Source organism: Umezawaea sp. Da 62-37 (assembly GCF_032460545.1).
Taxonomy (GTDB): domain Bacteria; phylum Actinomycetota; class Actinomycetes; order Mycobacteriales; family Pseudonocardiaceae; genus Umezawaea.
Genome location: NZ_CP135965.1, coordinates 10,353,013 through 10,367,607, shown reverse-complemented (window position 1 = coordinate 10,367,607; position 14,595 = coordinate 10,353,013). Strand labels below are relative to the sequence as shown.

Sequence of the window (14,595 nt, the reverse complement as noted above, 5' to 3'; positions counted from 1 at the left end):
ACGGCGGACCGGTACGTCGATCACCGAGCACAGGGGTGTCCATGGACAACGCGACGGAACACGGGCGCTCGACCGAGGCGCGGGGCACGGCGGAGCCGCCCGTCGCGCGCACGTCGGCGACGCGGCTGACGCTGGCGTCGCCGCTGTACCGGGGCGCCGCGATCGCGCTGTTCCTCTCCGGTCTCGGGTTCTCCGCCGCCGCGCCGCAGATCGCGTCGTTCCTGGTCCACGACCTGGGCGGGTCCCTGACCGCCGCGGGGCTGTTCTACCTGACGAACCTCACCGCGCCGGTCGCCGGTTACCTGGTGGGCGCGCGGTCGGACCGCACCGGGCGGCGGCTGGGGTTGTTCCGCCTGTGCGCCCTGGCGGGCTTCGCGGGTTGGGCGGGCATCGCGTACTCGACGCAGCTGTGGATGCCGTACGTCGTGAGCGCCGTCGTGCTCGGGTTCGCCGGTGCCGCCACCTCCCAGCTGTTCGCCGCCGTCCACGACGAGATGCAGGCCCGGCCCCGGCCAGGGGACGACGGGGTCGTGGCCGTGGTGCGGATGGCGTTGACCGCGGGGTGGGTGGTCGGTCCGGTGGCGGGCTCCTTCCTGGCCGCCCACACGTCGTTGCGCGCCATGCTCCTCGCGACGGCGCTCTGCACCCTCGCCCAGGTCGTTCCACTGTGGACTGTCCGGGCACCGGTCGTCGAAACCCCGTTGGTGGAAAGGGCTTCGCTGTCGCGCGGTCCCGGTGTGCGGGCGATGCTGCCCCTGCTCGCCTTCACCGCGCTGTACGTCCTGGTCTACGCCGGGGAGTCGATCAAGTACGCCTACCTGCCGATCTACATGAACGGCCGGCTCGGCTTCGCCTCCGGGCTCAGCGGCGCGGTCATCGGGATCCAGCCGCTCGTCGAGATCCTGCTGATGCCGCTCGCGGTGGTCGTGGCGCGTCGGACCGGGATGGTGCGGCTGATGGTGCTGGGCGCCGGTTTCGGGGTCGCCGCCAACCTCTGCTTCGCGTTGACCGGCACCGCGGCGGGGCTGTTCGCGGGGCAGGTCTTCATGGGCGGTGTGTGGGGCGTCTTCGCCGCGCTCGGGATCATCGTCGCCCAACGCCTGCTCCCGACGGCCGTGGCCACCGCCTCGGCCGTGTTCCTGAGCTCGACCGCCCTGAGTTCGGCCCTCGGCGGGGCCGCCGGGGGCATCGGGGCCGCCGGGATGGGGCTGCCGCTGGTCTTCCTCATCCCGGCCGCGCTCGCGCTCGTGGCGGCCGTCGGCCTGGCCCTCATGGCCCGCTCGACGGGACGCGACCTCTGAGTCCCGCCGCGGCGGGACCGGTCTCAGTCCGCGCCGCGCGTGGTGCTGCCGCGCACCACCAGTTCGACCGGGAGGCAACGCCGGTAGCCGGACGCGATGTTGCCGTCGAGCAGCAGGCGGGTCGCCGCCACCGCCATCTCCTCCACCGGCATGCGCATCGTGGTCAGCGGCGGGTTGGCGCACACCGCCGCCACGCTGTCGTCGAACCCCACGAGGCTGACGTCGTCGGGGACCTTCCGCCCGAGCGCGGTGACCGCCTGCGCCGCGCCCGCCGCCATCAGGTCGCAGGCGACGAACATCGCGTCGATCCCCGGATGCGCCGCCAGCAGCCGGTGCGCGGCTTGGTGGCCGTCCTCCCGCCGGAACTCCCCGCTCTCGCCGAACCCGTGCAGGCCGAACGCCCGGATCGCGCGCAGGTACCCGTCCCGGCGCTCGCGGGCGTCCGCGCTGTGCTCGGGACCGTGGACGGCCGCGATGCGGCGCCTGCCCGACCGGTGCAGGTACTCGACGGCCGCGTACGCGCCACCGGCGTTGTCGGCCTCGATCGTCGGCATCGACGTCGACGTCGCCGACAGCGACACCACCCGGCGGCACCGCCGCTGGAACCGCAGGGCCGCGGCGAGCGGGACGTCGGCCAGCACCACGCCGACGGTCGCCCGCGCCGCGATCGCGTCCACCGCCTCGAAGTCGTCGGGCCTCGACAGCGCCTGGACGCGGACCTGCACGTCCGTGCCCTCCAACGCCGAGATGACGCCCGCCAGCACCCGGCTGTAGTACGGGTGCGAGCCCAACCACCCGATGACCGGCCCGTTCGTGATGGCCACGACGTCGACCGCGCGCTGCCGACCCGACGCCAGGGCCCGTGCCGTCTGATCGGGCTCGTACCCCAGGTCCGCCATCGCCCGGCGCACCCGCTCCCGCACCTCCGGGGAGGCGCCGGGCTCGTTGTTCATGACCCGCGACACCGTCGCGCGGGAGACGTCCGCCCGCGCCGCGACATCGCTGATCGTCGGCTTCGACCTGCCCACCCCGCACCCCTTCCGCTCCGCGCCCGAACACCGACCATAGTTACCGCGCATGACGGCTTCACGGCTCCTGGTGCTGAGGACCGAACGCTGGTTCGTCCGGCAGGGCGCACCGACGATGATCGAGGGCTACGGGTTCTTCCCGCACGTGCTGCCGCGGATGCTGCCGACCCTCGCCTTCGTCGCGATCGCCAGCCTGGTGTGGCTGGTGCCGCTGGGCGCCGCGGGGTACGGGCGGTGGGTGCTGCTCGCGGTGATCCTGGCGAGCACGGTCGTCGTGTCGACGGTGCTGTCGCTGTTCGTGCGACGGCTGCCCGTCTTCACCCGCAACCGCACGGTCGCGGTCCTCGTCGGCTACGCACTGGTGCCGGTGGTGGTGCCGGTCCTGCAACGGGCCATCGAGGACACCCCGGACAGCGATCCGGTGCAGCTGGCCCTCTTCTTCGCCGGGGTGTTCGCCGCGACGTGGTTCGCGGTCACCTACGGTCTGGCGTCGCTGCTGAGGGCCGCCATCCGGCACACGGTGGAGGACCTGCGCAACAGCGTGAACCTGCTGGGCCGGGCGCTGCCGCCGCTGCTGTTCGTGACGCTGTTCCTCTTCTTCACCGGCGAGCTGTGGCAGGCGGTGAACCGGCTCGGGTGGGCCCGGCTCAGCCTGATCGTCGCGCTGTTCGTGGCGATCACGGTCCTCGCCGCGGCCGCCCGGCTGCGCGAGGAGATCGGTCGGGTGGAGCACGACCTGACCCCGTCGGTGCTGTCGGCCGCGTGCGGGGGCACGCCGCTGGCCGGGGTGTCGTTGACCGAACCGGTGCGGGCGCGGAAGCTGACCGGCCGCCAGCTGCGCAACCTGCTGGTGATGCTCGCGATCCGCCAACTCGTGCAGGCGGCGGTGGTCGGTCTCGCGCTGTTCGGGTTCTTCGTGGTGCTCGGTCTGATCGTGGTGCTGCCCGAGACCGCGGAGCAGTGGATCGGGGGGTCCGGTGGCGTACGCGAAGTGGCTGCCCGACGTGCCGGTGGCGTTGTTGCGCAACGCCACCCTGTTCGCGGCGTTCGGCAGCATGTACTTCGCGGTGGCGTCGATGAGCGACGCCGAGCACCGCAAGCAGTTCTTCGCCCCCGTCATCGAGCAGGTGGAACGCACGCTGGCCGTCCGCGCCGTGTACCTGGAGGTCCGGCACGGCGCGACTCGGGCGACGTCGGAGTGACCCGGCAACCGGGCGGGATTCCCCCGGCCGTCCCCCGCAAGGCTGACGCTTAGCTTTTTGTTTAACCATTGATGTCCGTTTTTGGGGTCTTGCCGGGGGCATGGAGTGGGGCTCGGCGGGCGTTTCGTGATCCTGCTGGACGCCCAGGACCGGGTCGGGAGAATTTCGGCGCGCCGGCGGGCAAGGCTGCCGCCGGTCGAACTCGACGAAATCCCCGTCGGACCCTGGCCGGGGACAACCTGTCAGGTGTGACCGCCTTCCGCTCCCAGGGACGCCGTAGGTCCTCCACGAGAGGACGAGCCAGCCGAAGTTGGGTGTAGGCAACGATCACCAGCCAGGTCCATCGATCCGCCGCCTCGGGAGTCCGGATACGGGGCGTGGTCCAGCCCAGGGTTTGCTTGAAGAACCGAAAAGTGTGCTCCAGATCGAACCGACGCAGGAACGCCTGCCACAGGCGGTCCACCTGTGCGGCGGTGGTCGCGGTGGCGGAATGCCACAGCCACAACGGTTTCGGTGTTCCCGTTCCGGGCAGCCGCTCGACTTGGAGTCGGATCACGGTGCCCTCGATGATCGGGAGCGGGCCATGGTGGCCTGTCCAGGCGCCGGTGCGGGTCAGCGTGGGATGCAACCGATCCCACGAGCGGGCGTGCGCGGCTCCGTAGCGGGCGGTGTCGGTCGTCGTGGTGTGCGTGGGGGTCGACCAGGTCGCCGGATCGGCGAACGCGAACCGGGTTCCGTGCCGGGCACTGCGGCCACGGGTGCCGGGTCGCCGTGGTGGTACGGGGAAAGCCAGCACCCGATCCGAGCGCATCCGTACCAGCACGTGGACCGGGAGATCGGCCAGCAGGAACGCCAGGCGGGGGCCGTCGTAGCCGCTGTCGCCGATGATCCAGATCTCGGGATCGCCCTCGCGCCAGTGTCCGGCGGTGATCAGCGCGTCCACCACGGTGCGCAGTTGGGTGGCGGCCAGGTCCGTGTGGTCATCGCTCGGGCGTACCCGGAGGACGTCGAGCATCGCCGTCCAGGAGGTGCGGCCGGGTTCCAGGGCGGCCACGAAGGAGTAGGGCCAGCCGGGGATCATCTGGGCTTGGCCTTTGCCGCGTGCGTAGGTGTGGCAGAACAGCCTGTCGGGGCTGGTGTTCGCATCGGGACGTAGCCAGTGGCTGACGTCGATCCCCAGCATGATCCGACCATCGTGACCACGCGGAATCTGTTGGCGGGCTATGACATTACGGAATCGACCGATGTCGATCCGGCCCTGGTTCAGACCGTCGTACAGGCTGCCGTGGCCACGACGGTGCTCGGTGGCCAGCGACAGTTCGACCAGCGATGTGACCGGCCCGTCAGCGCACAGTGCACTGTCGGTCAGTTCGAACAACGCGTCCGCTCGCGCGGTCAGGCACTGGTGGAAGGCGTGGCGGAACTGGGAGAGGTCCCTCAGCGCGGCGGCCGTGCCGGGGTGGTGCATACTGATCATCGAAGCCCTTGGTTGTGATCTTCCTTCTGTCGCAAGAAGAATGATCAACCAAGGGCTTCATCCATGATCAACCGGGTGTCCCATCGGGCTCCGAGACCTTAAAACTCAAGCTTAGCCCGTTAGGGGGAATGCGGGGTTACCCCCGTCCCCCTAGGCCGAGGGACCCATTCCCCTTAACGGGCTACCACGTTCGGAACTAGGTGTGTCACCCGATGCGCGGACAGTGACGACGGACCTAGCGTTGCCCTCGTCAGGCACACCGAATCCCCCTCCAGGAGTTCACACCGATGGCCACGTTCGAGACGCTGCAAGACTTCGCCTCCCACCTGCTGAACGACTCGCAGGCACTCTCGGCGTTCCAGACCGACCCCGAGGGCGTCCTCCAGACCGCCGGGCTGGGCGACGTCTCCGCGCTGGACGTGCAGGAGATCCTGCCGCTGGTCCTCGACCACTCCCCCGTGCAGGGTCTCGGCGACCTCAGCACCGTCCTCGGGTCGCTGTCCACGGACAACGCGCTGGGCGTCCTCGGCGGCCTGGGCTTCCAGGACACCGGCGTCACCGGCGCCCTCTCCGGCGTCACGGCCACCGCGCAGCAGCTGACCGGCCAGTTCTCCGCCGTGACCGACCTGGGCCAGGGCCTGGACGCCGACGTCCTCGGCGACTCGCTCGACAGCGTGCACGGGCTCACCGCGCAGGGCGGGATCACCGACGTCGTCGGCGACATCACCGCGCAGGGCCAGGTCACCGACATCGTCGGCGACCTCACCTCCGGCACCGACGTCCTCGACACCACCCAGGTCACCGGGGCCGTGCAGGACATCACCACGGGCCTGGGCACCGGCGACGTCCTGGGCGGCGACGTCCTCGGCGGCGGCCTGTCCGGCTTCGGCGACATCGCGCAGGCCGGTGACGTGCTCGGCGGCGTCGGCCACGTAGGCGACGTGACCTCCGGGATCGGCGGCGTGTCCGGCGTCGGCGACCTCGGCCACGTCGCGGACCTCCACAACGTGGACCTCGGCGACATCGGCGTCGGCGACGTCCTCAGCGACAACGCCATCGCGTTCTGACCCACCCCCGGTCCAGGGCGGCCCACCTCCTCCCCGGTGGGCCACCCTTCCCGCGTTCCGGCTCAGCGCGTGAGCGGGGGAGTCACAGCGCGCGGACGAAGGCGCCCACGTGCCCGGTCAGCAGGCGGGTCGCCTCCCGCGACCAGCCGACGCCGTCGGCGCTGAAGTGGCCGCGCAGGGCGCCCCCGTCCGCCTTGCGCAGCCGGATGCCGAGTTCCCCCGCCTTCCCGGTGTCCTTCGGCCCCGCCGAGGCGGTGACCGTCGCCCGAACGGGACCGAAGTCGATCACGGCGGGCCGCCGGCTCGGGATGTACTCGAAGAACGGGACGATGCCCGAGGCCACGCCGTGGTTCATCGCGCGGATCTCCGCGGCCGGGAAGCGGGCGTGCGCCGAACAGCCGCGGACCGCGTCCACGACGCGGCGGTGGTCGTCCGTCCTGGGCGCGGTGACGAAGGAGGGCACCATGCAGGGGCCCGCGACGCGCTGCCAGCACGGCCGGTCGCGCTTGCCGAAGATGGTGGTGAACACGAACATGTCGCCGTCGGCGACCTGCCGGGCCATCCCGTCGGCCACCGCGGCCAGCAGGGTCGCCATCGGGGTGCTCCGCCGGGCCAGGCACCCCCGCTCCAGGCGTGAGAACTCCTCCGCCGCGAGGACTTCCGCGCGGTAGGCGAAGGCCTCGCCCACGTCGGTGGCCGCGACACCGGCGAACGACGTCCGGCCGACCACCCCGTCCCACCAGGCTTCGGCCGCCCCGCGTCCGGTCCGGACCACCTCGGCCTCGGCGAGGGTGTACCCGCCGAACTGCCCGGCCGGGTCCGGCGGCGACGGGCCGCCCAGCTCCCGCGCGTACAGCAGGCCGAGATCGGCCAGCAGGATCCAGAGCGTCTCGGGATCGGCGACCAGGTGGTGCAGGTGCAGTGCCAGGACGTGCGCGTCCGGTCCGGTCCTGGCCACGCGCACGCGGATCGGGACGTCACGGGGCACCGGCGCGTGCGTCCAGTCCTCCACCCCGTCCTGGTCCACGACCTCCAACCCGGTGCCCGGTTCCGCGGCGACGACCTGGCTGTCGCCGGTCACCTCCGTGCGCAGCACCTCGTGCCGCCGGACGAGGCGGTCGACCGCGACGGCCAACCCGCCGGTGTCCAGCGGGCCGCGCAGTTCGACCACCGCGTTCATGGTGAACCAGGGGCTGTCGACGAAGCCGGGCCTGGACTTCTCCATGTCCCAGGCGAACGACTGCCACAGGGAAAGCGGCCACGCGGTCATGACGCCTCCGCCAGCACGCGCGAGTAGTCGGGGACGTCCCTGGCGGCCAGCAGCGCCTCGTGCGCCTCGCCGAGCAGGCCGACGTCGAACCCGCTCGCCTTCCAGTCCGCGAAGAGCAGCCCGAAACCCAGCCCGCACCACAGGTCGGCGTTGCGCCGCTCGTGGTCGCCGAAGGGGTCGAGGAACACCATCGGGGTCGCCGACCACAGCGAGTCGAGCAGCGTGCCGCCACCGGGCTTGCTGACCACCGCCAGCGCCTCGCGGCACAGGTCGAACGACCCGTGGTGCCCGCTACCGCGCCGGAACTCGGGAGCGGTGCCGGGTGTGACCTCGCCGAACGGCGGATAGCCGACGTCCAGCCACGGATGCCAGTCGGGATCCATCATGTGGTAGCGGACCCCACCGTCCTCATCGGACACGTCGGCGGGTTCGTAGGCGACGACGTCGAGCTCGAAGCCCTGCGCGCGCAGGCCTCCCACTTCCCCGCGGTAGGTCCCCATCCCCCAGCCGCCGCCGTGCACCAGCAGCCGGTCCGCCCTGTCCCGCCAGGGCAGCGGTGGTCGCCGGGTGACCGGGATGCTGTACGGGAGGCGTCCGGAATCGGCGTGGGCGAGCCAGATCGGCCGGGCGCCGACGTCCGGGGCCCGGCGGAACGACGGCGACAGGACCGAGTCCACGTGGCACACGTCGACGCGGGGCCGGACGGAGCAGGTGGACAGGTACCGCTCGACCAGGCGCAGCCAGAACCCCGAGAACACGACGAACTGCCGGACCTGCCCGGTCCGCCACCGCTCCAGCAGCGACGACACGGCCGACGGGTCGACGGCCGCGACCGGGTCGGACGCGACCCGCTGACCCGCCCGCGCCAGCCGGAAGTCCCGGTGGAAGGCCACCTTCATCCCCGCCGTGGTGCGCAGCTTGTCCCGCGGCAGCAGCCGTTCGAGCACCGACACGGTCGCGTCGACACCCTGTTCGCGCAGCCGGTCCGCCAGCAGCAGGCCGGGGACGTGCACGCCGAGCGCGACGCCGGAGGTGAGGATCTCGATCACGGCGAACCCAGTTCCGCCAGGAGATGCTTGCGGGCCGACCGGGCCGTCATCGCGTGCCCCGGCCCGGAGTACCCCCGCGGCACCGCTTCGACCAGCATCACCAGGTAGAGGTACACCCGGTACATCGACAGCCTCAGGCGCACGCCGGGGGTGAACGGCCCGCTGTCGTACCCGGCGAGGAGATCCCGGTCCTGTTCGACGTCGCCGAACAGCGCGACGGACACGAGGTCCGCGACCGGATCGCCCCAGAACGCCCGCTCCCCGTCGACCAGCCCGGTGATCCGGCCACCCTCGACGAGGATGTTCCCGTCCCACAGGTCGAAGTGCACCAGCGCGGGCCGGTCGACCTCGTCGAGGAGGTCGGCGTGCCCGCGCATCCACGAGGCGATCCGCGCGGGCGGCACGGGCGGGGTGACGGCGAACCGGTCGGCGTCGGCGAGCAGGATGTCCACCATGGACAGGAAGGCCGCCCGCCAGGTGTCCGCCAGTCCGAGCTGCGGGTAGCCGAAGCCGGGACCGGTGACCGCGTGCGTCCGCCGCAGGACGCGACCGAGTTCGGCCCGGAGGCCGGAGCGCTCCGCGCCGGTGATCGTCTTCCTCCGCGATCCCCAGTTCTCCCCAGGGCATTCGGTCATCACCAGGAAGTCCGCGGGGACGGTCGTGCGGGTGAAGTCGGCGTGCACCACCTCCGGTACCGGCGCGCTTCCCCTGGCGGCGCGGTAGAACTCCGCCTCGGTCCGCAGCAGGCCGCGCTCGTGGCCGAGGGCGGGCGCGTCCGGGTCGGGCGCGACCTTGAGCACCAGCCCGTCACCACCGGTCGTCCGGACGCGGTGGACGCTGTTGGAGGTGCCGCCGGTCAGCTCCTCGCAGGAGGCGACGGTGGCGGGGTCCACTCCGGACACCTCCAGCACCCGCAGCACGGTCGCCTCGTCCAGTCGCGGACGGCGCCGGTCGGTCATCGCGCCTCCTGGAGTCCGCGCCGCCGCGCATTGCGGCGCACGGCCGTCATCACGGCGATCCGCTCGGCCGCCGCGGTCAGCTCGCCACCCCACGGCGGGCCGCCCGCCAGCCAGCTCCCGATCGCCTTGAGCTGTTCGGCGTAGTAGGAACCCGCCGGGAACCCGATCACCTCCCTGGCGCCGTCCGCCCGCCGGACGACCAGGTTCACCGGCACGGCTCCGCGCACGGGCAGCAGGAAGTTCCGCAGTGTGACGGTGGCCAGGTCGAACGCGAACTCGTGGGTGGCCACGTGGGGCTCGCCGACCTGGCAGCGGAGGTTCGCCGTGCGCCCGCCTTCCCAGGACAGGCCCGCGCGGAAGGAGCGGTCGACGCCGTTCGGGCCGTCGAACGCCGACTCGCCGGTCCCGGCCGCACCGGTGAGCCCGACCGTCGCCTGGACCGCCTGGAGCCAGTAGCTCGCGGTGTCGTAGAAGATCCCGCCGCCCAGTTCGGGGTGGTCCCGGTAGCCGCCGGGCTTGCCCGCGCCGAAGGTCAGCTCGGTGTCGACCGCCCGGAGGTCGCCGTACCGCCGGTCCGCGATCATCTCCCGGAGCGCGGCCTGCCACGGGTGGCCCGCGGTGGGCACGGCCTCCGCCACGCGCACATCGCCGCCGACGGCCTGGATCTCGGCGAGTTCGTCCGTGTCCAGGCACAGCGGCTTCTCGACGACGACGTGCTTGCCCGCCTTCGCCGCCCGCAGGATCCACGGGTGGTGGGCGGAGTTGTGCAGCGAGATGTAGACCGCGTCGACACCGGGGTCGGCGAGCAGGTCGTCGTAGGTCCCGTGGACCAGCGGGATCCCGTTCCGGGCGGCGAACTCCTCGGCGCGCCGGGGATCGCTCGCCGCCACCGCGCGCACCGAGATCCCCTCCGATCCGGCGCTGGGCCGCACGACGGCGCGCTCGGCGATCGCCGTCGCGCCGATCAGCCCGATCTCAAGCGGCATCCGGCACTCCCCTCGTGCTCATCCCGGCCGCGGCGACGGCGGCGCGCAGCCGGTCCAGCCAGACCGGCAGCTCGCCCCGGTGGCAGAACACGGCGACGTGGACGCGTCCGCCGGGCGCGGTCAGCGCACTTCCGCTGAGGACCACCACCCCCGCGTCCTGCCCACCCCGGTAGGCCGCGGCGCCGAGGGCGCGCACCAGGTCCGCCACACCGCGATCCGGCCCGACCACGAGGTCCAGCTGCTCCAGGTGGCACCGCAGCCCGTGGTGCGCGACGCGCTGGTCGAGCGTCCTGGTCAGCAGGCCGAGCGAGTGGCGGGCGTTGACCTCCAGCACCGGGATCACCCGCCCGTCGTCGAGGACCATCGAGTCGACGCCGACCGGGCCGTGGTACCCGGTCTCCGCCACGGCCTCGGCCACCGCGGTGAGCGTGCGGCGGTAGTCGTCCTCGTCGACGAGCCCCGGCCACGCCGGACCCGACCCCATGTGCCGGAAGCCGCGGTTGGTCATCGCCTGGACACCGAGCCATTCCCAGCCCCCGCCGCGGTCGACCACGAGGTGGCCGGAGAAGTCGTGGCGCTTGGCGAACTTCGGCTGCACGAGCAGTTCGACCCGTTTGCCCGCCGCGACCTGCTTGCGGAGCACGCGTTCGACCGCCGCCAGGACTCCGGGCGTGCCGACCTCGAGGATCGCCCGGCCGGACACCCCGTACGGGTCCTTGACGACCGCCGGACCGTCCACTTCGGACACCGCGGCCACCAGGTCGTCGACCGTGCGCGCGACCCGGCCCGCACCGGGCAGGCCGAGCCGCCGGACCACCTCGTTCGACCACGTCTTGGAGTTCACCAGGGTCACGGCGTCGAGGTCCGGGAGGTCGTCCCAGCCCATCCTGCCCGCCAACGCCACCGTGTCGGACAGCACCGCGTAGGGAGCCAAGCCCTCGAACCCCTTCATCCGCGTGAGGACCGGCCCGGTCAGTTCCCGTTCGACCGGCGCCCCCGCCGCGGCGTCGGCGGTCGTCCGTCCGAAGTGGACCCCGGCTTCCGCGAGACCCGCGACCAGCACGGGATCCATCGGTCCGCGGGTGACGAGCAGGTCGCCGGGCAGGCAGAACCCGGCGAGCAGCTCGTCCATGCCCGCCACCGCGGCACCATCACGGGCGACCGCGGGCAGTGCGGCCAGGTCCGCCGGGCGCCACCAGGACTCCGCGTCGAAGGTGCCGAGCCGGACCCGACCGCTCACGAGGCGGCCGGCACCAGACCGGTCACGAACCCGGCGAACTGCCGCACCGAGCGCAGGTCGTCCAGCTCCAGGTTCTCGTAGTCGAGTTCGACGTCGAACTCGTCCTCGATGCCGAGCAGGAACGAGATCATCTGCAACGAGTCGAGGCCGTACTCCTCGACCAGGTCGGCGTCGTGCGCCATCCCCGCCGGGTCGATCCCGTTGGCCAGCACTCCCGCGAGCACCGCCTTGATCCTCTCCTCGACGTCCGCGCCCATGTCACACCCCGTTCAGGTAGAGGAGAATGCACTTGGAGCAAACGGGCATCATCCCGTTGGCCGACATGATCTCGCGGACCTGCCGGAAGGACGGGCTCTGCCACAGCTCGCCCACCGGGGTGTCGTAGAGGTTGCCCACCACGAACTCCGGGAAGAACTTGCACGAGCTGACGTTGCCGTCGGCGTGCACCTCCAGCCGGTTGGACACCGCGAGGCACTTGCTGCGGTGCTGGGCCGGGCGGGACGTGCCCAGGATGAAGTCGTCCACCTCGTCGGCCTCCAGCTGCGGCTGGTAGCGCACGCGGACCCGCCACGGGCGCGCGGCCAGGCGGGCCATCGACTCGTGCAGCGCCGGCAGCTGCTCCGGTGGGAGCTGGTAGGTGTAGGAGTGCCAGGTCGGCTGCTTGGTCCCGGTCTCCGGGGCGAGCCAGGCGAACGACTCGGCGTAGAGGCTGTCCATGGCCCGCGCCACTTCCGGGCTGATGTACCAGGGGAACTGGAAGTACACCGTGTTGACGCCGAGTTCCTCGGCCCACTCCATGAACTCGTACATCTTGCCCACGGTCACGTGGGACACCATGCAGGACAACGACAGCTCGCCGTCCCAGGCGCCGGACCGCTTGAGGTCCAGCATGGTGCGGATGTTGTCCGTCGTCCTGCCGAAGGTCCCCTTGCCGCGCAGCACCTCGTGGTCCTCCCCCAGCCCGTCCAGGCTCACCAGGAGGTTGAGGTTCCGACCGATGCGCAGCAGGTCGTCCAGGTGCCGCTTGAACAGCAGGCCGTTGGTGCACATGTTGACCGTGCGCGGGTACCGTTCGAGCAGCTCGGCGATCTCGCCGAACCGCGAGTGCATCAGCGGTTCCCCGCCCCAGAGGAACATCTTGGAGCGCTGCGCGGCCGTCGCGGCGAGCACGTTCTCGACGACCGCCACGTCCAGTTCGGTCCGCTGCCGCTCGGGGGTGAAGTCGCGGAAGAACCCCTGCTCGTTCCACTGGTAGCAGTGGGTGCACCGCAGGTTGCACCGGTAGGTCAGCTGGAGGCTCACCTCCTGCGGCAGCGGCGCGGCGTACCCCGGATCGGCCAGCAGGTTGCGGCGGGCCGAGGAGCGCATGGCCACCGTGTGCTTGATGTCGGCGAATTCCTTGGCGTTCAGCGTCCGCGTCGTGGTGGGCCGCATCGGCATCCCTTCCTACAGCTGCTCTGGAACTCGGTTGATCAGGGCGACGCTCAGAGCGGCGCACGCGCCTCCGGCGGCGAGCACGAGCACGAGACCCGGCGCCGGGCCGAGACCGGCGCTCAACGCGCCGGCCGCCACTCCACCGGTGATCGAGCCCAGCGGAATGGTCGACGACATCGCGGTTCGCGCGGTGGCGTGCACGGTGCTCTGCCGGTCGTCAGGGGTCAGCGCCTGCCGGACGCTCGTGGTCACCACGTTCCAGGCGGGCATCCAGAACGACGAGAACACCCTGATGGCCACCAGGACGGGCAGAGCGGGCGCGATCAGGCACAACGGCACGGCCAGCCACGACAGTCCCTCCAGCCCGGTGAGGAGCAGGACGCGCCGGACACCGAGGCGCGCGGTCATCGCGCGCACGACCAGCGCACCCGCGATGGCCCCGACCGCGCCCGCCGCCAGCAGCAGGCCGCCGGTCAGGCTGGACAGCCCGAGCGCGCGGTACGCGAACAGCAGCAGCACCGCGTCGACCGCCCCGGTGCCGAAGTTCCGCACGGCGGACGCGATGACGAGCCCGCGCAGCACGTCGTCGTGCCGGACGAAGTCGAACCCCTGGCGAATGCGGTACCCGATCGACCCGCTTCGGACCACCGGGCCCACCGCGGTCCGCGGCAGCCTGGCCCGGCCGTACGCGGACCCGAGGAACGGCAGCGAACCCAGCAGCAGACCCGCGAACGGGCCCGCCGCGTTCATCAGCCCACCGGCCAGCGCGGGCCCCACCAGCTTGGACAGGCTGTCCGTGCTCTGGAGCCGGGAATTGGCCCCGACCAGGAGATCCGGCCCGATCAGGGTCGGCAGGTAGACGAATCCGGCGATGTCGACGAACACCGTCGCCACCCCGGCCACCGCGACCACGACGAACAGCAGGCCCATGGACAGCGACCCGAGCGCGGCCGTCAACGGGACGGTCGCGAACGCCATGAACCGGACCAGCTCGCCCACCACCATCACCCCGCGGCGGGGCAGGGACGTCACGAGCGCTCCCACGACCATGCCGAGCGCCGGGTAGGCCAGCCAGCCCATCGCGGCCAGCACGCCGACCTGGGTGCCGGACGCGTCCAGCACCAGGATGGCGATGCTCGGCACGGCGAACCCGGTCAGCCGGTCCCCCATGGCGCTCGACGCGGCGCCGGACCAGTACCACTGGAATCCCCGGTCCGATCCGACGATGGGCAAAGCTGCGCTCATGCGGCATTTCCCTCCGCCAGCGGTGGACCGGGCTGCGTCGAACGGCGTAACGACCGTATTCCATCACGGTAGGGCAGGAATGAGAACGCCTCAAGGGGAACGGATGGCATTTATCTGCCCGATGCCCATAACCAAAATGATATGTCAGCCATCCGGCCTACGAGCTGAAGCGGATAACTTCGCCGCCATTTGTCCGACAGCTCAAAAGACTGCTACCAGGGTAAACAGTCGAATATTGCCGTTCGTCTGTCCGGTTTCACGTTCGGTTTCCATTGCCGACCGCCACCTTCGGGCGATTGACAGCAACATCGCGCACCACTATTGGCATGGCGGATTA

The 14,595-nt window shown here is 71.6% G+C and carries 13 protein-coding genes; 3 read left to right on the top strand and 10 right to left on the bottom strand.

The genetic code is table 11. The annotated features are described in order from the left end of the window. The first annotated feature begins 41 nt into the window (after positions 1–41). On the top strand, positions 42–1,301 hold the full coding sequence (locus RM788_RS46545) for an MFS transporter (protein WP_315927352.1): 1,260 nt from the start codon (positions 42–44) through the stop codon (positions 1,299–1,301). A 23-nt stretch (positions 1,302–1,324) separates the two neighbouring features. On the opposite strand, the gene RM788_RS46540 is transcribed toward RM788_RS46545, so the two are convergent. After that, positions 1,325–2,329, bottom strand: coding sequence for a LacI family DNA-binding transcriptional regulator (locus tag RM788_RS46540; protein WP_315927349.1), 1,005 nt, complete (start codon positions 2,327–2,329; stop codon positions 1,325–1,327). Positions 2,330–2,378: 49 nt separating this feature from the next. Between RM788_RS46540 and RM788_RS46535 the strand changes: the two genes are divergently transcribed. After that, complete coding sequence (locus RM788_RS46535; RefSeq protein WP_315927347.1) at positions 2,379–3,584, top strand: hypothetical protein; 1,206 nt, start codon at positions 2,379–2,381, stop codon at positions 3,582–3,584. 8 nt (positions 3,585–3,592) lie between these two features. On the opposite strand, the gene RM788_RS46530 is transcribed toward RM788_RS46535, so the two are convergent. Next, positions 3,593–5,008 carry an NF041680 family putative transposase gene (locus RM788_RS46530; RefSeq protein WP_315925923.1) on the bottom strand — a complete coding sequence of 472 codons (1,416 nt, stop codon included), beginning with the start codon at positions 5,006–5,008 and terminating at the stop codon, positions 3,593–3,595. A 287-nt stretch (positions 5,009–5,295) separates the two neighbouring features. Between RM788_RS46530 and RM788_RS46525 the strand changes: the two genes are divergently transcribed. Then, a complete protein-coding gene (locus RM788_RS46525; RefSeq protein WP_315927345.1) occupies positions 5,296–6,075 on the top strand; it encodes an IniB N-terminal domain-containing protein in 780 nt (259 codons plus the stop codon). 82 nt (positions 6,076–6,157) lie between these two features. Here RM788_RS46525 and RM788_RS46520 read toward each other — a convergent pair whose 3' ends face one another. Genes RM788_RS46520 through RM788_RS46485 form a run of 8 tightly spaced genes read right to left on the bottom strand, consistent with a single transcriptional unit; the run spans position 6,158 to position 14,258 of the window. Further along, on the bottom strand, positions 6,158–7,345 hold the full coding sequence (locus tag RM788_RS46520; protein ID WP_315927343.1) for a condensation domain-containing protein: 1,188 nt from the start codon (positions 7,343–7,345) through the stop codon (positions 6,158–6,160). Beyond that, entirely contained in the window at positions 7,342–8,394 is a 1,053-nt protein-coding gene (locus tag RM788_RS46515; protein ID WP_315927341.1) for a hypothetical protein, read from the bottom strand. Before RM788_RS46515 ends, RM788_RS46520 begins: the two co-directional genes overlap by 4 nt. Continuing rightward, the gene (locus RM788_RS46510) at positions 8,391–9,353 is read right to left on the bottom strand and encodes a phosphotransferase family protein (protein WP_315927339.1); all 963 of its coding nucleotides are present in this window, start codon (positions 9,351–9,353) and stop codon (positions 8,391–8,393) included. The genes RM788_RS46515 and RM788_RS46510 overlap by 4 nt, the downstream gene beginning before the upstream one ends. Continuing rightward, positions 9,350–10,339, bottom strand: a complete 990-nt coding sequence (locus tag RM788_RS46505) for a Gfo/Idh/MocA family protein (RefSeq protein ID WP_315927337.1) — start codon at positions 10,337–10,339, stop codon at positions 9,350–9,352. Before RM788_RS46505 ends, RM788_RS46510 begins: the two co-directional genes overlap by 4 nt. After that, positions 10,329–11,579: an ATP-grasp domain-containing protein gene (locus RM788_RS46500; protein ID WP_315927335.1), complete on the bottom strand. Its 1,251-nt coding sequence runs from the start codon at positions 11,577–11,579 to the stop codon at positions 10,329–10,331. The genes RM788_RS46505 and RM788_RS46500 overlap by 11 nt, the downstream gene beginning before the upstream one ends. Continuing rightward, the gene (locus RM788_RS46495) at positions 11,576–11,836 is read right to left on the bottom strand and encodes an acyl carrier protein (protein ID WP_315927333.1); all 261 of its coding nucleotides are present in this window, start codon (positions 11,834–11,836) and stop codon (positions 11,576–11,578) included. Before RM788_RS46495 ends, RM788_RS46500 begins: the two co-directional genes overlap by 4 nt. A 1-nt stretch (position 11,837) precedes the next feature. Continuing rightward, entirely contained in the window at positions 11,838–13,013 is a 1,176-nt protein-coding gene (locus RM788_RS46490; protein ID WP_315927331.1) for a radical SAM protein, read from the bottom strand. A 12-nt stretch (positions 13,014–13,025) separates the two neighbouring features. Next, on the bottom strand, positions 13,026–14,258 hold the full coding sequence (locus tag RM788_RS46485) for an MFS transporter (protein WP_315927329.1): 1,233 nt from the start codon (positions 14,256–14,258) through the stop codon (positions 13,026–13,028). Positions 14,259–14,595: the final 337 nt, after the last annotated feature.